Annotated in this window: 16 protein-coding genes and 1 riboswitch; of the genes, 12 read left to right on the top strand and 4 right to left on the bottom strand. The window is 72.0% G+C overall.

The features are described 5' to 3' along the window. Positions 1-95 precede the first annotated feature (95 nt). Entirely contained in the window at positions 96-782 is a 687-nt protein-coding gene (locus ACFY0K_RS25415) for a DUF5995 family protein (protein ID WP_351960466.1), read from the bottom strand. 88 nt (positions 783-870) lie between these two features. Then, on the bottom strand, positions 871-2250 hold the full coding sequence (locus ACFY0K_RS25410) for a uracil-xanthine permease family protein (RefSeq protein WP_390641802.1): 1380 nt from the start codon (positions 2248-2250) through the stop codon (positions 871-873). Between the two features lie 132 nt (positions 2251-2382). Between ACFY0K_RS25410 and ACFY0K_RS25405 the strand changes: the two genes are divergently transcribed. Then, the gene (locus ACFY0K_RS25405) at positions 2383-3642 is read left to right on the top strand and encodes an alginate lyase family protein (protein ID WP_390641801.1); all 1260 of its coding nucleotides are present in this window, start codon (positions 2383-2385) and stop codon (positions 3640-3642) included. An 86-nt stretch (positions 3643-3728) separates the two neighbouring features. Next, a complete protein-coding gene (locus tag ACFY0K_RS25400; RefSeq protein ID WP_390641800.1) occupies positions 3729-4187 on the top strand; it encodes an acyl-CoA thioesterase in 459 nt (152 codons plus the stop codon). Here ACFY0K_RS25400 and ACFY0K_RS25395 read toward each other — a convergent pair. Continuing rightward, complete coding sequence (locus tag ACFY0K_RS25395; RefSeq protein ID WP_390641799.1) at positions 4147-5361, bottom strand: MFS transporter; 1215 nt, start codon at positions 5359-5361, stop codon at positions 4147-4149. The genes ACFY0K_RS25400 and ACFY0K_RS25395 overlap by 41 nt on opposite strands. Positions 5362-5492: 131 nt before the next feature. Here ACFY0K_RS25395 and ACFY0K_RS25390 point away from each other — a divergent pair, with 131 nt between their 5' ends. The 10 genes from ACFY0K_RS25390 (at position 5493) to ACFY0K_RS25345 (ending at position 14741) form a co-directional block, all read left to right on the top strand. Continuing rightward, positions 5493-6743, top strand: coding sequence for an ROK family transcriptional regulator (locus ACFY0K_RS25390; protein ID WP_390641798.1), 1251 nt, complete (start codon positions 5493-5495; stop codon positions 6741-6743). Positions 6744-7016: 273 nt separating this feature from the next. After that, positions 7017-7147, top strand: a riboswitch (FMN riboswitch). Positions 7148-7303: 156 nt separating this feature from the next. Next, positions 7304-7924, top strand: a complete 621-nt coding sequence (locus ACFY0K_RS25385; protein ID WP_351960460.1) for a riboflavin synthase — start codon at positions 7304-7306, stop codon at positions 7922-7924. After that, positions 7921-8562, top strand: a complete 642-nt coding sequence (locus ACFY0K_RS25380) for a nicotinamide riboside transporter PnuC (protein WP_390641797.1) — start codon at positions 7921-7923, stop codon at positions 8560-8562. Before ACFY0K_RS25385 ends, ACFY0K_RS25380 begins: the two co-directional genes overlap by 4 nt. Beyond that, positions 8559-9851: a bifunctional 3,4-dihydroxy-2-butanone-4-phosphate synthase/GTP cyclohydrolase II gene (locus ACFY0K_RS25375; protein WP_390641796.1), complete on the top strand. Its 1293-nt coding sequence runs from the start codon at positions 8559-8561 to the stop codon at positions 9849-9851. The genes ACFY0K_RS25380 and ACFY0K_RS25375 overlap by 4 nt, the downstream gene beginning before the upstream one ends. A 48-nt stretch (positions 9852-9899) precedes the next feature. After that, positions 9900-10385: a 6,7-dimethyl-8-ribityllumazine synthase gene (gene ribH, locus ACFY0K_RS25370; protein WP_093505477.1), complete on the top strand. Its 486-nt coding sequence runs from the start codon at positions 9900-9902 to the stop codon at positions 10383-10385. A gap of 34 nt (positions 10386-10419) precedes the next feature. Next, positions 10420-10692 (top strand): phosphoribosyl-ATP diphosphatase, encoded by a 273-nt coding sequence (locus ACFY0K_RS25365; protein WP_030946750.1) that lies wholly within the window; start codon positions 10420-10422, stop codon positions 10690-10692. Positions 10693-10752: 60 nt separating this feature from the next. Then, a complete protein-coding gene (hisG, locus tag ACFY0K_RS25360) occupies positions 10753-11601 on the top strand; it encodes an ATP phosphoribosyltransferase (RefSeq protein WP_382724243.1) in 849 nt (282 codons plus the stop codon). A gap of 14 nt (positions 11602-11615) precedes the next feature. Then, entirely contained in the window at positions 11616-12071 is a 456-nt protein-coding gene (locus tag ACFY0K_RS25355; RefSeq protein ID WP_390641795.1) for a PH domain-containing protein, read from the top strand. A 256-nt stretch (positions 12072-12327) separates the two neighbouring features. Then, positions 12328-13656, top strand: coding sequence for a hemolysin family protein (locus ACFY0K_RS25350; protein WP_351960455.1), 1329 nt, complete (start codon positions 12328-12330; stop codon positions 13654-13656). Then, a complete protein-coding gene (locus tag ACFY0K_RS25345; protein ID WP_351960454.1) occupies positions 13653-14741 on the top strand; it encodes a hemolysin family protein in 1089 nt (362 codons plus the stop codon). The genes ACFY0K_RS25350 and ACFY0K_RS25345 overlap by 4 nt, the downstream gene beginning before the upstream one ends. Before the next feature lie 203 nt (positions 14742-14944). Here the strand turns inward: ACFY0K_RS25345 and ACFY0K_RS25340 are convergent, their stop codons facing one another. Then, a complete protein-coding gene (locus ACFY0K_RS25340; protein WP_351960453.1) occupies positions 14945-16807 on the bottom strand; it encodes an AAA family ATPase in 1863 nt (620 codons plus the stop codon). Positions 16808-17018: the final 211 nt, after the last annotated feature.

Genomic DNA, 17018 nt, shown 5'->3' with positions numbered 1-17018 from the left:
GCCGGTGCTCCTTTGCAGTCGGGTGCCTGCCGTGAACGCAGGACGGACGTCCGGGGATTCCGGAGCGGGGGTACGGTAGATCGGGTCAGGCCACCTCAGCCGCACATCGGAGTGAGCAGCATCCGGCCCGCCAGGCCCACCGCCGCGTCCAGCCGCTCGGTGAACTCCTCGGCCAGGTCCCCGAACCCGCGCAGCGCCCACAGCGCCCGGGCCGCCGCCCAGGTCGCGTCCCGGGCCCGCTCCAGGCTCCAGGAGCCGAGCAGATGGGTCAGCGGGTCGGCGATCTGGAGCAGGTCGGGACCCGGCATCAGGTCCTCGCGGACGCGCTCCTCCAGCGAGACCAGCAGGTCGCCCACGCGGTCGAACTCGTCCTCCAGGTCGGCCGGTTCGCAGCCGAGCGTGCGGCAGGCGTCCACCACGGCCAGCGCCAGGTCGTGCCCGATGTGCGCGTTGATGCCGGCCAGCGCGAACTGCAGCGGGCGGACCCCGGGATGGCGGCGGAACTGGAACAAGGGCCGCCAGCACGCCGGGGGCCGGCGGCCCGCCGCCTCCGCGTCCACGGCGGCCAGGTAGCGCTCGGCGAACCGCACGTCCAGGGTCGCCGCGGCCCGGGGGTCCGCGAACCGGCCCGCGTCCAGGCGCCGTTCGACCTCCTCCGTGACGGCGAGGTAGACACGGTTGAAGACCGCGATCCCGTCCCGCTCGGGCAGGGCCGCGTCCAGGGCGCGCATCCGGGCGACGACGGTGCCGACCGGGGCGGTGAGGTGGTGCAACTGCGCCATGGGGGAAGGGTCCCAGCTCCGGCGCGGCGCGCGTGCCGACGGGCCCGGCGCTTCCCCGGAACGGGGGAACGGGCCCGCCGGTCGGTGCCTACGGCCGGCTGTCGTCGTAGGAACTGGTGCCCTCGTCGAGCAGTGGTCCGGTTCCCTTGAGGTGGGCCGGGGCCAGGGCGCGCAGGACGTGGTAGCCGACGATGACCACCAGGGTGCCGAGGGCGATGCCGCTCAGGGAGAAGGTGTCGGTGAACTTCATGCTGACGTTGCCGACGCCGATGATGATGCCGGCGGCCGCCGGGACCAGGTTCAGCGGATTGCGCAGGTCGACCTTGGCGTGCAGCCAGATCTGGGCGCCGAGCAGGCCGATCATGCCGTAGAGGATGACCGTGATGCCGCCGAGGACCCCGCCCGGGATCGCGGCCACGATCGCGCCGAACTTGGGGCAGACGCCGAAGAGCAGCGCGAAGCCGGCGGCGGCCCAGTAGGCGGCGGTGGAGTAGACGCGGGTCGCGGCCATCACACCGATGTTCTCGGAGTAGGTGGTGTTGGGCGGGCCGCCCACGGCGGTGGAGAGCATCGAGGCGACGCCGTCGGCCGAGATGGCCGTGCCCAGCTTGTCGTCGAGCGGGTCGCCGGTCATCTCGCCGACCGCCTTGACGTGCCCGGTGTTCTCCGCGACCAGGGCGATGACGACGGGCAGGGCGACGAGGATCGCCGACCACTGGAAGGACGGGCCGTGGAAGGACGGCAGCCCGATCCAGTCGGCCTTGCCGACACCGGAGAGGTCCAGACGCCAGTGGTCGGTGACCTTGCCGCCCGGGCCCACGGAATGGATCCGGCCGAAGATCCGGTCGAGGGCCCAGGACAGGGCGTACCCGAAGACCAGGCCCAGGAAGATCGCGATGCGGGACCAGAAACCACGCAGACAGACGACGGCCAGACCGGTGAACGCCATCACCAGCAGGGCCGTCCACTGGTCCTGCGGCCAGTAGGTGGAGGCGGTGACCGGCGCGAGGTTGAAGCCGATCAGCATCACGACCGCGCCGGTGACGATCGGCGGCATCGCGGCGTGGATGATCCGGGCACCGAAGCGCTGGACGGCCAGCCCGACCAGGAACAGCGCGACGCCGACCACGAAGACCGCGCCGGTCACCGTGGCGCTGGTGCCGCCCTGCGCGCGGATGACGGCGGCCACCCCGACGAAGGACAGCGAACAGCCCAGGTAGCTGGGCACCCGGCCGCGTGTCGCCAGCAGGAAGAGCACGGTCGCGACGCCGGACATCATGATCGCGAGATTCGGGTTCAGGCCCATCAGGACCGGAGCGACGAAGGACGCACCGAACATGGCGACCACATGCTGGGCGCCGAGCCCGACCGTCCGCGGCCAGGAGAGCCGTTCGTCGGGGCGTACCACCGCTCCGGGCGCGGGCGTGCGCCCGTCACCGTGCAGTTTCCAGCGCACGCCGAGATCCATGGTGGGCTTCGCTTCCCTTGTACGTGAATACGGTCCGAACCATTGTCACGGCTACCACGCGGTTCTACGCTCACACGGTCCTACTCATGAACTCAGTTCATATATCTGATTTCAGGTCGATCGGAGTACTCGATGAGTGGAAGATCCCGCGCGGCCGTACTGCTGGCGACCCTGGTGGCGTTCGGAGCCGTCGTCGTCCCCTCCGCCCATGCCACGAGCCGGGCCCCGGACACCGCCGTCCTCGACGGCGCCCGGCTCCAGCACGCCAGGGCCGAACTGCACGACGGCGACCCGCGGCTGCGGCGCGCGCTGCGCGACCTGACCACCCGCGCCGACACCTGGCTGGACCAGGGCCCCTGGACGGTCGTCGACAAGCCCAAGCCCGCCCCTGGCGGCGACGTCCACGAGTACCTCAGCCAGGCCCCCTACTGGTGGCCCACCACCACGCCCACCGCCGACAACCCCTGGGGCTGCCCCTACGTCCAGCGCGACGGCCGGCGCAACCCCGAGGTCGACACCGGCACCGACCGACAGGACGTCGAGAAGGTCTTCGACTCGACCTACGACCTCTCCCTGGCCTGGTACTACACGGGCAGGCGTGAGTACGCCGAGAAGGCCGGACAGATCCTGCGCACCTGGTTCCTCGACCCGGCGACCCGGATGAACCCGAACCTGGACCACGCCCAGTTCATCCCGTGCAAGTACGACGGCCGGGCCATCGGGATCATCGACTTCTCCCAGTCGTACACGAGCGTGGTCGACGCGCTGGCGATCCTCGGCACCGGCGCGCCCGGCTGGAGCGCCGCGGACCGGGCCGGCATGCACAGCTGGAACACCGACTTCCTCGGCTGGCTGAAGGACAGCGCCTTCGGCAAGGAGGAGGGGGCCGCCGCCAACAACCACGGCACCTTCTACGACATGCAGCTCGCCGCTCTCGCCTACGCGACCGGCGACAGGGCGCTGGCCAGGCAGACCGTGCTGGACGCGCGGGCGAAGCGGATAGAACCGCAGATCGCGGGGGACGGCGGTCAGCCGCAGGAACTGGCCCGCACCAGGAGCTGGCACTACTCGACCTTCGACCTGGTCGCCTACACCCGGCTCGCGGCCATCGGCCGGCACGTCGGCGTGAACCTCTGGAGCTACCGGGGGCCGGACGGGCAGAGCCTGTTCAAGGCCGTGGACTACCTGCTGCCGGCCGCGACCGGGGCGGCCGCCTGGCCGTACCCGGAGCTGGAGTTCCACCGCTACGCGGCGAGCGACGTCGTGCACGCGGCGGCCGACGCGGGCGACAAGGCGGCCCAGGAGGCGGTACGGAAGCTGGAGACTCCGCCCGGCGGTGACCTCTGGGCGCTGCGGCCGGCCGCCGAGCAGCTGGACTCGATCGCGGGCTGACCAGCCCCTTCCCGGCCGGGGCTCCTGAGCGTCCGCTTAGGATGGAGTGTCCCCACCGCTTCGTCCAGTGCTCAGGAGCCCCACCCGTGACCGCCGAAGCCCTGCCCGCCCCCGCTCTCTCCTACGGCCGGCTGCTGCCGGTCAGCGTCCACTTCGACGACCTCGACGCGCTCGGGATGCTGCACAACGCCCGCTACCCGCTGCTGGTCGAGCGCGCCTGGACCGAACTGTGGCAGGAGCACGGCATCCGCTTCGACGGCGACTGGGCCGCCGCCGGCGACGCCTGCAACGTGGTCAGGGAGCTGCTGATCGGCTACGAGGCACCGGTCACCAGGTCGGGCACCTACGCCGTCCACCTCTGGCTGGAACGGCTCGGCACCACCGGCCTGACCTACGGCTTCCGCTTCTGCTCGCCGGACGGCGCGACCACCTACGCGCGGGGCACCCGGGTGCTCGTCCGGCTGGACGCGGCCACGCTGCGCCCCGCGCCCTGGAGCGAGGCGTTCAGGGCCGGGGCCCGGGAACTGCTGCGGCCTCGGGGCTGACCTCCGTACGGGAGCCCCGCGTCCCGGCGCGCAGCACGCCGGCGAACACCACAAGACCCAGTGCCAGCGCCGTGACCACGCAGAAGGACACGACCAGACTGGTCGCCTGGGCGATTCCGCCGATCAGGCTGGGCGCGACCAGGCCCGAGGTGTAGGTGATCGTCGCCACGCCCGCGATGGCCTGGCTCGGGTTCGGACCGGCGTGCCCGGCCGCCGCGAAGCACAGCGGTACGACGACCGCGATGCCGAGGCCCATCAGTGCGAACCCGGTCATCGCCACCGCCGCTTGCCCGGCGAGGACCACCAGCAGTCCGCCGATCGCGGCGAGCACACCCCCGGCACGCACGGTACGGACCGCGCCGAAACGGTTCACCACCGCGTCCCCGCTGATCCGGGCCACCGCCATGGCCAGCATGAACCCCGTGGTGGTGGCCGCCGCGAGCCCGGCCGAACTGTCCATCCGGTCCCGCAGGAACACCGCCGACCAGTCCAGGCTCGCCCCCTCCGCGAACACCGCGCAGAAGCCCACCGTGCCGATGAGCAGCGCCGACCGGGGCGGCAGCGTGAACCGCGGCGGCGGCTCCTCGTCCTCGCCGGGCCTGACGTCCAGGACGAAGCCGGCCGCCAGCACGCCGAGCGCGGTGAGAACGGCCGAGGCCAGGGCGAAGTGCACGCGCGCGTCCGTGCCCAGGTGCGCGGCGAGGGTGCCGGCCGCCGAGCCGACCAGGGTGCCCGCGCTCCACATGCCGTGCAGCCCGGACATGATCGACCTGTCGAGCACCCGCTCGATCTCCACGCCGAGCGCGTTCATCACCACGTCCGCCATGCCGGCGCTCGCGCCGTACACGAACATCGCCAGGCACAGCAGGTACAGGTTGGTGGCGAGCGACGGCAGGATCAGCGACAGCGTCCACATCGCGATCAGCCCGCGCAGCGCCGTACGGCTGCCGAAGCGGTGGCTGATCCGGCCGGCCAGCGGCATCGAGCACGACGCGCCGAACGCCGTGAACGCGAGCGCGAAGCCCAACTGCCCGGCGCTGAGCGAGGCATGGTCCTGGACCCACGGCACCCGGGTCGCGAACGAGCCGGTGACGGCACCGTGCACGGTGAACACGGCCGCGACGGCGTATCGCGCCCGCTTCACCCCGTGCCGCTCGTAGCCCACGTCTTTCATGGTCCTGCCCCTCCCCGGGTGGGTGCCGCCCCGCTGCCCCCGCTGTCCGACGTAAACTATCAGGGACCCTGCCTGATAGATAGGGCGTCAAGTGGCCGTCCTGGCCACAGGGATCTGGGAGGATGCCCGTCATGCCCGCATCACCGAGCACCGCCCGGGCCATCAACGACCGGCTCGCGCTGAGCCTGCTCCAGCAGGAAGGCCCGCTGACGGCAGGGCAGTTGAAGCAGCTGACCGGGCTGTCCCGGCCGACCGTCGCCGACCTCGTCGAACGGCTCACCGCGTCCGGCCTGATCACGGTGGTCGGCGAGTCGGGGGAGCAGCGCCGGGGGCCGAACGCCCGGCTGTACGGCATCGTCGCCGACCGCGCGTACCTGGCCGCCCTCGACGTCCGCACCGAGAGCGTCTCGGTGCTGGTCTCCGACCTGGTGGGGCGGGTGCTGGCGGAAGGGTCGGCGCCGGTCGTCCCGGAGGAGGGGGAGGCCGCGGCCGTCGAGCAGGCGGGGGAGCTGGTGGAGCGCGCGGCCAAGGAGGCGGGGGCGTCCGGGGGCGCGGGGCGACTGCACACCGTGGGCATCGGGGCGCCCGGCCTCGTGGACCCGGCCACCGGTGAACTGCGCGACTCGGCCGGCCTGCCCGCCTGGCACCGCAGGCTCGTCGCCGCTCTCCAGGAGCGGTTCCCGCAGGCCCGGGTCGGCGTCGAGAACGAGACCAACCTGGCCGCCCTCGCCGAACAGCGGGAGGGCGCCGCCCGGGACCGCGACACCTTCGTCCTGCTCTGGCTGGGCAACAGCTGCGGCGCCGCCGTCGTCCTCGACGGCAGCCTGCGCCGGGGCGCCTCCGGCGGCACGGGCGAGATCGGCTTCCTCCCGGTGCCGGGCACGGCCGGACTGCCGACGGCGACGGACTGCTCCGGGGGGTACCACTCGCTGGTGGGGGCGGCGGCGATCGTGGAGCTGGCGCGGGAGTTCGGGCTGGGAGCGGGCGGTTCGACCGCTGCGAACCTGGTGGCAGAGGCTGCCATGGACGCGCCCCACAGGGGTGCGGGGAACTGCGCGACCAGCCACGACGGTGCCGCGGCCACACGCCGACCGAACCCGGCACACCCTCTTTTCCTCGACGCCCTCGCCGACCGCATCGCCCTCGGCGTCGCCGCCGTCGTCGCCGTCCTGGACCCCGGCTGCGTGGTACTCGGCGGTGAGATCGGCCCCGCCGGCGGCGCGGCGCTCGCCGCGCGCGTCGAGGCGCGGCTGCGCCGCATGTCCCCGCTGGCCACCGAGGTGCGCGCGGGCACCCTGGGCGGCGCGGCCGTCCTGCGCGGTGCCCTGCTGACGGCCCGCGAGCGGGCCCAGGACGAGCTCTTCGCGGCACCCGACCGCTGACCCTGCGCGCGTGGTGGAGCGGACAGCCCGGATTGGGCGGGCCCGGCGACGGGCAAGGGCCGTCGTCACCGCCACCGGGTCCGCTCGAACCCTAAAAGGACTAGACCAGTGGGGTCAATAGATGTGAGCAACGGTCAAGAGTCCTGGTCCGGGCGCCAGTTGGGCACACGGCGGTCCGTCTGGGAAGTCCAGCGGCAGGAGCTGTGAGGCACCCCACACGCCGTCCCTGTATGGACCACCACCGGGCGTGGCACACTGGCCGTGTACCAGAAGCAGCGCACTCCGGGGTCGGTGAAACTCCGAACCGGCGGTTACAGTCCGCGACCCGTCCGCTTCCAGCGGCCGGTTGACCAGGTGAAATTCCTGGACCGACGGTTAAAGTCCGGATGGGAGGCAGTGCGCGGCGGGCGAGCATGTACGTGTGCGCGCCGCCGTATCTGGTCTCGTCCATCACGGACGGGACCTACTCGGCGTCGCCCTCGGTGTGATCGTCCGTCCATTCTGTCGTCTGTCGACAGGCCCCGGAGTCCGTGCCCCGTTGAGGCAGGAGGACCCGGGAAGTGTTCACCGGAATCGTCGAAGAGCTGGGTGAGGTCACCGCCGTCGAGAACCTCGGCGACGCGTCCCGTTTCCGGCTCCGTGGCCCCGTGGTGACCGAGGGCGCGCAGCACGGCGACTCCATCGCCGTGAACGGCGTCTGTCTGACCGTCGTGGAGCACGAGGGCGACGAGTTCACCGCCGACGTCATGGCGGAGACCCTCAAGCGTTCTTCCCTCGGCGCCCTGGGCGTCGGCTCCCGCGTCAACCTGGAGCGCCCCACCGCGGTCGGCTCCCGCCTCGGCGGCCACATCGTGCAGGGCCATGTCGACGGCACCGGCCAGGTCCTGGCCCGCACCCCCTCCGAGCACTGGGAGATCGTCAAGATCTCCCTCCCTGCCGACCTCGCCCGCTACGTCGTCGAGAAGGGCTCGATCACGGTCGACGGCATCAGCCTCACCGTCGTCGACGCCGGCTCCGACCACTTCACGGTCAGCCTGATCCCCACCACCCTCGACCTCACCACCCTCGGCCACAAGCAGCCCGGCGACCCGGTCAACCTGGAGGTCGACGTCGTCGCCAAGTACGTGGAGCGCCTGCTCGCGCACACGCAGCCCGCCGACACGCAGGGAGCGGACCGGTGAACTGGCTGAACTCCGAGGCCTTCACCCTCTTCGGCCAGCACATCATCTGGTCCGACATGATCGGCAACATCCTCGGCCTGATCACCCTCGCCCTCGGCTGGCGCCGCTCGCTGCTCACCTGGCCGGTGCAGTTCCTGTCCGGCCTGGTCCTGTTCACCGCCTTCTACGGCCACCTCGCCGGCAGCGCGGGCAAGCAGGTCGTCGTCATGGTGGTCGCCCTGTACGGCTGGTGGCAGTGGAACCGCAACAAGGGGCAGGGCACCGATGGTCACATCGCGCCCCGCTTCGCCACCTGGCAGGAGCGCGGCGCGATGGTCGCCGCCGCGGCCGCCGGCACCGTCGCCGTCGCCCTGCTCTTCAAGGCCTACCCGTCCCTGTCCTGGGACCCCTGGCCGGACGCCTACATCTTCGTCGGCACCGTCGTCGCCATGTACGCCCAGGCGCGCGGCATGGTCGAGTTCTGGATCGCCTGGCTCCTGGTCGACGCGGTCGGCGTCCCCCTCAACTTCACCAACGGCTACGCCTTCTCCGGCTTCGTCTACGTCATCTACGGCGCGCTCGTCCTGTGGGGCCTGCGCGACTGGTGGCTGCGCTCCCGCCAGGGCACGCGGCCCGCTCTGGAAGGAGCACCCGCATGACCGCGGCACCGATCCTGTACAGCACCGAAGGCGTCGAGGACCTCACGCTCGACCCGGTCGAGCAGGCCATCGCCGACATCGCGGCCGGCCGCCCGATCGTGGTCGTCGACGACGAGGACCGCGAGAACGAGGGCGACCTCGTCATCGCCGCCGAGAAGATCACCCCCGAGATCGTCGCCTTCATGATGAGCGAGTGCCGCGGCCTGATCTGCGCCCCCATGGAGGGCGAGGAACTGGACCGGCTCGACCTGCCGCAGATGGTCGGTGACAACACCGAGTCGATGAAGACCGCGTTCACCGTCTCCGTGGACGCCTCCGCCGCGCACGGCGTCACCACCGGCATCTCGGCCGCCGACCGCGCCACCACGCTCCGGCTGCTGGCGAGCGGCGAGGCCGAGCCGACCGACCTCGTGCGCCCCGGCCACGTCTTCCCGCTGCGCGCCCGGCCCGGCGGCGTCCTGGTCCGCAACGGCCACACCGAGGCCGCCGTCGACCTCGCCCGCCTCGCGGGCCTGCGCCCGGCCGGCGCCATCGTGGAGATCGCCGGCGAGGACGGCCGGATGCTCCGCCTCCCGGAGCTGATCCCGTTCGCCCGCAAGCACGGCCTGACGATCATCTCCATCGCGGACCTGGTCACCCACCGCCGGGCCGCCGAGCCCGCCGTGCGCCGGGAGGCCGAGGTCAACCTGCCCACCAAGCACGGCACTTTCACCGCCTACGGCTACCGGTCCACCACCGACGGCGTCGAGCACGTCGCCCTCGTCCACGGCGAGATCGGCGACGGCGAGGACGTCCTGGTCCGGGTCCACTCCGAGTGCCTCACCGGGGACGTCTTCGGCTCCGCCCGCTGCGACTGCGGACCCCAGCTCGACGCCGCCCTGGACCGCATCCAGGACGAGGGCCGGGGCATCGTCGTCTACCTGCGCGGCCACGAGGGGCGCGGCATCGGCCTGCTGTCCAAGCTGCGTGCCTACGAACTCCAGGAGCGCGGCCGCGACACCCTCGACGCCAACCTCGAACTGGGCCTGCCCGCCGATGCCCGCGACTACGGCGCCGGCGCCCAGATCCTGGCCGACCTCGGGGTGCGCAGCGTCCGCCTGATGACCAACAACCCCGACAAGAGCGACGCGCTGCTGAACCACGGCCTCAAGATCAGCGGACGCGAGCCGATGCCCGTGCAGGCGGGCGAGCACAACCTGCGGTACCTGCGCACCAAGCGGGACCGGATGGGCCACGACCTGCCCTGGCTGGACACGCCTCCCGCGATGTCCACCTGCGCCAACCAGTAGACCGTGGCCGACCGCGGCCACCAGTAGAGAACAGCACTGAGGAGAGACGTGAGCGGCAAGGGTGCACCTGAACTGTCCGTACGCAACGTCAGCGACCTGCGGGTCGCGGTCATCGCGTCGCAGTGGCACGAGAAGGTGATGGACGGACTCGTGGACGGCGCCCTGCGCGCCCTGCGCGACCTGGGGATCGACGAGCCGACCCTGCTCCGGGTCCCCGGCACCTGGGAGCTGTCGGTCGCCGCCAAGGCCCTCGCGGGGCGCGGCTACGACGCCGTGGTCGCCCTCGGCGTCGTCATCCGCGGCGGCACCCCGCACTTCGAGTACGTGTGCCAGGGCGTCACCCAGGGCCTCACCCAGGTCGCCGTCGAGACCGGCGTCCCCGTCGGCTTCGGGGTGCTCACCTGCGACGACGAGGAGCAGGCCCTGGACCGCGCCGGCCTCCCGGGCTCCCACGAGGACAAGGGCCACGAGGCGGTGACGGCGGCGGTGGCGACGGCGGCCACCCTCCGCTCGGTATCCGAACCCTGGCACTGAGCGACGCGGCGATTGGCGTAGTCTGGCGCTCACCATGTCCAACAAGACTTTCGAGGAGCTCTTCACCGAGCTCCAGCACAAGGCCGCCCACGGCGACCCCGCCACCTCCCGCACCGCCGAGCTGGTCGGCAAGGGGGTCCATGCCATCGGCAAGAAGGTCGTCGAGGAGGCCGCCGAGGTCTGGATGGCCGCCGAGTACGAGGGCAAGGAAGCGGCCGCCGAGGAGATCTCGCAGCTGCTCTACCACGTCCAGGTGATGATGGTCGCCCGCGGCATCTCGCTGGACGACGTCTACGCCCACCTGTAGAACCTTTTCCGACAGAACCGTCTTTTCCGAGCAAAGTTTCGAGCAAAGGAAGCCGACCTCATGCTGCGCATCGCCGTCCCCAACAAGGGTTCGCTCTCAGGCCCTGCGGCGGACATGCTGCATGAGGCCGGTTACCGGCAGCGGCGGGAGTCCAAGGAACTCCGCACCGTCGACCCGGTCAACGACGTCGAGTTCTTCTACCTCCGCCCCCGCGACATCGCGATCTACGTCTCCTCCGGCCGCCTCGACATCGGCATCACCGGCCGCGACCTGCTCGTGGACTCCGGCGCCAACGCCGAGGAGATCCTGCCGCTCGGCTTCGCCCGCTCCACCTTCCGCTTCGCCGCCAAGCCCGGCGAGGCGAACGGCCTGGCGGACCTCAAGGGCAAGACGGTCGCCACCTCCTACGAGGGCATCGTCGCGGGGCACCTCGCCGACAGCGGCGTCGACGCCTCCGTCGTCCACCTGGACGGCGCCGTCGAGACCGCCATCGAGCTGGGCGTCGCCGAGGTCATCGCCGACGTCGTCGAGACCGGCACCTCGCTGCGCAACGCCGGCCTGGAGGTCTTCGGCGAGCCGATCATGAAGTCCGAGGCGATCGTGATCCGCCGCACCGGCGCCGACGCAGAGGAGCCGAAGGTCCAGCAGTTCCTGCGCCGCCTCCAGGGCGTCCTGGTCGCCCGGACGTACGTGATGATGGACTACGACTGCCGGGTCGAGCAGCTGGAGAAGGCCGTCGCCCTCACCCCCGGCCTGGAGTCGCCGACCGTCTCCCCGCTGCACAACGAGGGCTGGGTCGCCGTCCGCGCCATGGTCCCCACCAAGGACGCCCAGCGGATCATGGACGACCTCTACGACATCGGCGCCCGCGCCATCCTGACCACGGCGATCCACGCCTGCCGCCTCTGAGGGACCCGCGCGAGATGTCCGAGCTCCCGTCGCTGCCCGTCACCTTCCGGCCGGGCCTCACCCGCGTGATCCTGCTCACCGCGGGTGTCGCGATCTTCGCCACCATCTCCGGGGTCGCCCTGCTCCTGGAGCAGCTCGGCCCGGGGGAGAAGCTCAGCTTCGTCGTCACCGGCGCGCTGATCTTCTGGGTGCTGGCCCAGCTGGCCCGGGTGAAGGTGGTCGCCGACGAGTCCGGGGTCACCGTCGTCAACATCGCCGCCAAGCGGCGCCTGGAGTGGGCGGAGATCGTCCAGGTGAACCTCCGCCCGGGTGATCCGTGGGTGTTCCTCAACCTCAGCGACGGCACCAGCCTGCCCGCGCTCGGCATCCAGCCGGGCATTGCCAAGCGGCGCGCCATCGCCGACGCCACGGCCCTGCGCGCCCTCGCCGAGGCCCACGCGAGCCACGACCCCGAACAGCATCAGGGCTGAAATCACGCAACTTCGGGGACCTCTCCGGGCCGTCGCCCCTGCCGCACCGGCCCCTGTCTTGATTAATCTGTTGGCGGAGGCTTTTCACGTCCCGCCTCCACCCCTGTCGCGCGCCCCGCGCACAGGGGTTCCTGCTACCCGAGGAGTGACCCTCTCCGGCGATGGACGGATCGTCCTGTAGTACCTGCGCCGCCCCCTACCGACATACCGCGGACCGCCTCACCGCAGTCCGCGAGGCTTCGGAGGCGGCGGCATCATGACCACCCCCCTGCTGCTCCTGGCAGCCGCGTTCCTGCTCATCCTCGCCAACGGCTTCTTCGTGGCCGCCGAGTTCGGCCTGGTGACCGTGGAGCGGCCCGAGGCCGAGAAGGCCGCCGCCGACGGCGACAAGCGCGCCCGTACGGTCGTCGAGTCGCTGAAGGAGCTGTCCTTCCAGCTCTCCGGCACCCAGCTGGGCATCACCATCACCTCCCTCGTCGTCGGCATGCTCGCCGAACCGGCACTGGCCGAGCTGCTGCGCGGCCCGCTGACCGCGATCGGCCTGCCCGACGGCGCGGTCTCCGGCATCGCCGTCGTGGTCGGCATGCTGCTCGCCTCGGCGATCCAGATGGTGATCGGCGAACTCGTGCCCAAGAACTGGGCGGTCTCCAAGCCCCTCCAGGTCGCGCGTTTCGTCGCCGGCCCGCAGGCCCGCTTCTCCCGCCTGTTCCGCCCGGTCATCGCCGCGTTGAACACGGTCGCCAACCGGCTGGTCCGGGCCCTCGGCGTCGAGCCCGCCGAGGAACTGGCCTCCGCCCGCACCCCCGGCGAACTGGTCTCGCTGGCCCGGCACTCCGCCCAGGCCGGCGCGCTGGAGCAGGACACGGCCGACCTGTTCGTCCGCACCCTGTCCCTGGGCGAACTGACCGCCCAGCACGTCATGACCCCCCGGGTGAAGGTCAGCGCCCTCCAGGACACGGCGACCGCGGAGGACGTCGTCAACCTCACCCGGGCCACCGGCCTGTCCCGCTTCCCGGTCTACCGGGAGAAGATCGACGAGATCGTCGGCATGGCCCATCTCAAGGACGCGCTGGCCGTCCCGGTCCACGACCGGCTGCGCACCCCGGTCGGCCGCATCGCCCGCAAGGCCCTGCTGGTCCCCGAGACCCTCCCGGTGCAGCCCCTCCTCGCCCGGCTCCGCTCCGAGCAGCCCATCGCGGTCGTCGTCGACGAGTACGGCGGTACGGCGGGCGTGGTGACCCTGGAGGACATCGTCGAGGAACTCGTCGGCGAGGTCCGCGACGAGCACGACAGCCCGGACGCACCGGAACTCGCGTCCGCCCCGCCCCAGGACGGCAAACCCGCCTGGGACGTCGACGGCAGTGTCCGCGTCGACATCCTCCAGCGGATAGGACTCGACGTGCCCGAGGGCCCGTACGAGACGGTCGCCGGACTGGTCGCCGACCTGCTCGGCCGCATCCCGGCGCCCGGCGACCGTGCCGAGCTGCCCGGCTGGCGGCTGTCCGTCCGCCGGGTCGGCCACTACCGCGCGGAACGGGTCCGCTTGGTCCGCACCGCCCCGGCCGTCGCGGAGGCCGCCCGATGAGCGTTCTCCAACTGGTCTTCGCCGGCCTGCTGGTCCTGGCCAACGGCTTCTTCGTCGGTGCCGAGTTCGCCCTCGTCTCCGTCCGCCGCAGCCAGATCGAACCCCTGGGCACCGCCCGGGCCCGCCAGGTCCTCTACGGCCTGGAACGCCTCCCGCAGATGATGGCCGCCGCCCAGTTCGGCATCACCGTCTGCTCGCTGACGCTGGGCGCGGTGGCCGAACCGACGGTGGCCCACCTGCTGGAGCCGCTGTTCGAGGCGGTGCACCTGCCGGAAGGCGTGATCCACCCGCTGGGCTACGTGATCGCGCTGGCCGGGGTGGTCTTCTTCCACCTGGTCATCGGCGAGATGGTGCCCAAGAACCTGGCGATGGCGGCGCCCGAGAAGGCGGCGCTGTGGCTGAGCCCCGGCCTGGTCGCGTTCGCCCGCGTGTGCCGGCCGATCACCGTCGCCCTCGGCGCCTGCGCCCAGGGCATCCTCAAGCTGTTCCGCGTCGAGCCGAAGGACGAGGTCGAGGCCGTCGTCACCAGCGAGCAGCTCAACCGGCTCCTGGAGGACTCCGGCCAGGCGGGCCTCCTCGACCCCGAGGAGCAGGAGCGCCTGGAGGACGCGCTGGAACTGGGCTCGCGCCCGGTGACGGACGTGCTCCTGCGCCGCGAGTCCCTGATCACGGTCCCGCCGTCGGTCACCCCGGGCCAGATCGTCGAGCTCACCGCCCGCACCGGCTACTCCCGCTTCCCGGTGGCGGCCGAGTCCGGGTCCTTCATGGGCTACGTGCACGTGAAGGACGTACTCGACCTGGAGGACTCCGACCGGGCGGTTCCGCAGCAGATATGGCGCCCGATGACGACACTGCGGGCCGAGTTGCCCCTCGATGACGCGCTGACCGTGATGCGCCGGGCCGCCACCCACCTCGCTCAGGTGGCCGACGCGAACGGCCGCGTTCTCGGCCTGGCGGCCCTGGAGGACGTCCTTGAGCTGCTGGTCGGGGAGGTGACGGACCCGGCGCACCGGGAGCAGGCGGCAACGCCGAGGACGCCGGAGCCGAGGGTGAGCGGGGAGCCGGAGGAGGCCATGGCGGGGTGAGGCCGTAGTTCGGCTGCGGGCGCGTGGGGGCTGGTCGCGCAGTTCCCCGCGCCCCTTACGGGGCGCTGCCCAGCCGTTTCCTTTCAGCTCAGCCGCGGGCAGTCGTGCCGCTGGGGCGGCACGGGTGGGCGCTGGGGGTCCCCCGGCCGAAGGCTGGGGGAGGCACCCTGCAAGCGCCGGTAAGCGAAACCCCCCGCGCCCAGCTACATCCCGGCCGCCGGATCCTGCGGCCCCCTCCCCGACAGCACCTCTCCGTACGCCTGCATCAGGTCCGGCAGTCGCAGCGTCGCCAGGTCGTCTCGCGACAGCGCCCCGGGATACGCCGACAACCGCAGATCCCGGTACGCACAGCTCTTCTCGTACAGCGTCCGCAGGAACCGCCCGTTGCCCAGCTCGTCGATCCACCCCTGGTCCACCACGTGCCCGGCGATCGACCGCAGCTCCTCCAGCGCCTCCTCGTCCCAGGCGTCCCCGTTCTCGGCTGCCAGCACCTCGCCGATCGACGTCAGTTCGAGGGGCCGGTAGGAGGGAAAGTCGACCCGCGTGGTGAAGCGCGAGGAGAGCCCGGGGTTCGCGGCGAGCAGGCGGTCCATGCCCTCCGGGTAGCCGGCCAGGATCACCACCAGGTGGTCCCGGTTGTCCTCGGCCCGCTTCAGCAGCACCTGCAGCGCCTCGTCTCCGTAGGCGTCCCCCTTGCCGTAACCGGAGTTGGAGAGGGAGTAGGCCTCGTCGACGAAGAGCACGCCGCCGATCGCGGAGTCGATCAGTTCGTTCGCCTTCACGGCGGTCTGGCCCAGGTACTCGCCGACCAGGTCGGCCCGCTGCGCCTCCACGAGATGGTCGCCGCCGAGCAGGCCCAGCGCGTAGAAGACCCGGCCGAGGATGCGGGCGACGGTGGTCTTCCCGGTGCCCGACGGCCCGGAGAAGACGAAGTGGCGTTTCGGCGGCTGCACCGGCAGCCCCTGCCCGGCCCGCAACCGGGCCATGTTCAACTGCGCCGACAGCGCTTTGACCTGCCGTTTCACGGGTTCGAGCCCGACCATGCGCTCCAGTTCGGCGAGCGCCTCCTCAAGTAACGCGGGGTCGGTCGGCCCGGCCGGCAGCGGCGCTGACGGCACGACCTTCTCGCGCACCGCCGGGTCGATCACCGACGGCATCGCCCCGGCCGGCGGCTCCGGGTCACCGAGTCGCAGATCCCGCCCCTCGGTGCCGAAGAGCGGGTCGAGCATGTCCGGACCGTCCACGACGTCCTGCCCGGCGCCGGTGAGGGTGATCGACGCGAAGTCGGCGGTGTCGTCGTACCCGTCGCCCTCGGCGATCGCGGCCAGCCGTGCCGAGGTGTCCATGAAGGCGGGGTCGACGCGGTGGACGGCCCGGTAGAGGGGGAGCGCGGCGGCGCTGCGGCCGGTGCCCTCGTGGGCCCGGGCCAGCCAGTAGCGCAGCTCCTTGCGCTGCGGCTGCTCGCTGCGGCAGCGCATCAGCGCGGCGGAGAGCAGCGGTTCGGCCTGGCCGTACATTTCGAGGCGGACCCGGGCCATGCCGCCGAACAGGCCTGCCTCGATGCCGAGCATGGGGTCGTCCAGGAGCGGGTCGGTGTGGCGCACCAGCTGCTCCCAGTCCTTGACCAGGTAGGCCCGGCAGGCGTGCAGGAAGCGGACCTGGGGGTCGGCGTCCACCGGCGGCAGCCCGGCGAGGGCCCGGTCGAGCTCCGGGACGTGCCGGCCGTCCAGCCAGTGCGAGGAGTGCGCGAGGAGGAGGTCGCGCGGGCTCTCCAGGACCGGCTGCACCCACCAGCCCAGCCAGTACCAGGAGTTCAGGGTGCGGCGATGCCGGCCGCGCTGTTCGCCGAAGCGTTCCCGGTGCCGGAACATCCGCAGCAGCGCGGTCGTCGTGTCGACGCGCAGCGCGTGCAGCCCGAGCCAGGCGTCCGCCATCCCGGGATCCATCCGTACCGCGGCGCGGAACTCCTCCTCGGCCTGCGGATAGGCGCCCATCGTGTAGGCGTCCACACCTCGCAACCAGGCGAGGTCGGCCGGGGCCTCGGGGCCCTGCGTGCCGAATTCCATCACGTCCCCCACAAACCGTGCCCCCGTGGTCGGCCCCCGGGCTCCCCCCGATGGCCACAGTTGGTCGAACCGCTGTGCCGCGGACCGGAGTTGCAGGTGCGCGAAGCAGCCGTTCGAAGGTCGCACCGAGGGCATCGTACCTGCGCTTCCACCGCCTGCCGAAGGGTGCCGCACGGGCCGTTTGGCGAGCTTGGGGGCAGACGGGGCGCAC

This window comes from Streptomyces sp. NPDC001507, from assembly GCF_042894765.1.
In the GTDB taxonomy this organism is placed as follows: Bacteria; Actinomycetota; Actinomycetes; order Streptomycetales; family Streptomycetaceae; genus Streptomyces.
The sequence above is the reverse complement of the archived record's forward strand: the minus strand, read 5'-3'. Positions and strand labels throughout refer to the sequence as shown.

What these genes read in the sequence shown, in the direction of transcription:
- ACFY0K_RS25355 (WP_390641795.1), top strand. Translation starts at nt 11,616, where the DNA reads ATGTCCGAGCTCCCGTCGCTGCCCGTCACCTTCCGGCCGGGCCTCACC.
- ACFY0K_RS25350 (WP_351960455.1), top strand. Translation starts at nt 12,328, where the DNA reads ATGACCACCCCCCTGCTGCTCCTGGCAGCCGCGTTCCTGCTCATCCTC.
- ACFY0K_RS25410 (WP_390641802.1), bottom strand. Translation starts at nt 2,250, where the DNA reads ATGGATCTCGGCGTGCGCTGGAAACTGCACGGTGACGGGCGCACGCCC.
- ACFY0K_RS25405 (WP_390641801.1), top strand. Translation starts at nt 2,383, where the DNA reads ATGAGTGGAAGATCCCGCGCGGCCGTACTGCTGGCGACCCTGGTGGCG.
- ACFY0K_RS25345 (WP_351960454.1), top strand. Translation starts at nt 13,653, where the DNA reads ATGAGCGTTCTCCAACTGGTCTTCGCCGGCCTGCTGGTCCTGGCCAAC.
- hisG (WP_382724243.1), top strand. Translation starts at nt 10,753, where the DNA reads ATGCTGCGCATCGCCGTCCCCAACAAGGGTTCGCTCTCAGGCCCTGCG.
- ACFY0K_RS25340 (WP_351960453.1), bottom strand. Translation starts at nt 16,807, where the DNA reads ATGGAATTCGGCACGCAGGGCCCCGAGGCCCCGGCCGACCTCGCCTGG.
- ACFY0K_RS25415 (WP_351960466.1), bottom strand. Translation starts at nt 782, where the DNA reads ATGGCGCAGTTGCACCACCTCACCGCCCCGGTCGGCACCGTCGTCGCC.
- ACFY0K_RS25375 (WP_390641796.1), top strand. Translation starts at nt 8,559, where the DNA reads ATGACCGCGGCACCGATCCTGTACAGCACCGAAGGCGTCGAGGACCTC.
- ACFY0K_RS25390 (WP_390641798.1), top strand. Translation starts at nt 5,493, where the DNA reads ATGCCCGCATCACCGAGCACCGCCCGGGCCATCAACGACCGGCTCGCG.
- ACFY0K_RS25365 (WP_030946750.1), top strand. Translation starts at nt 10,420, where the DNA reads ATGTCCAACAAGACTTTCGAGGAGCTCTTCACCGAGCTCCAGCACAAG.
- ACFY0K_RS25395 (WP_390641799.1), bottom strand. Translation starts at nt 5,361, where the DNA reads ATGAAAGACGTGGGCTACGAGCGGCACGGGGTGAAGCGGGCGCGATAC.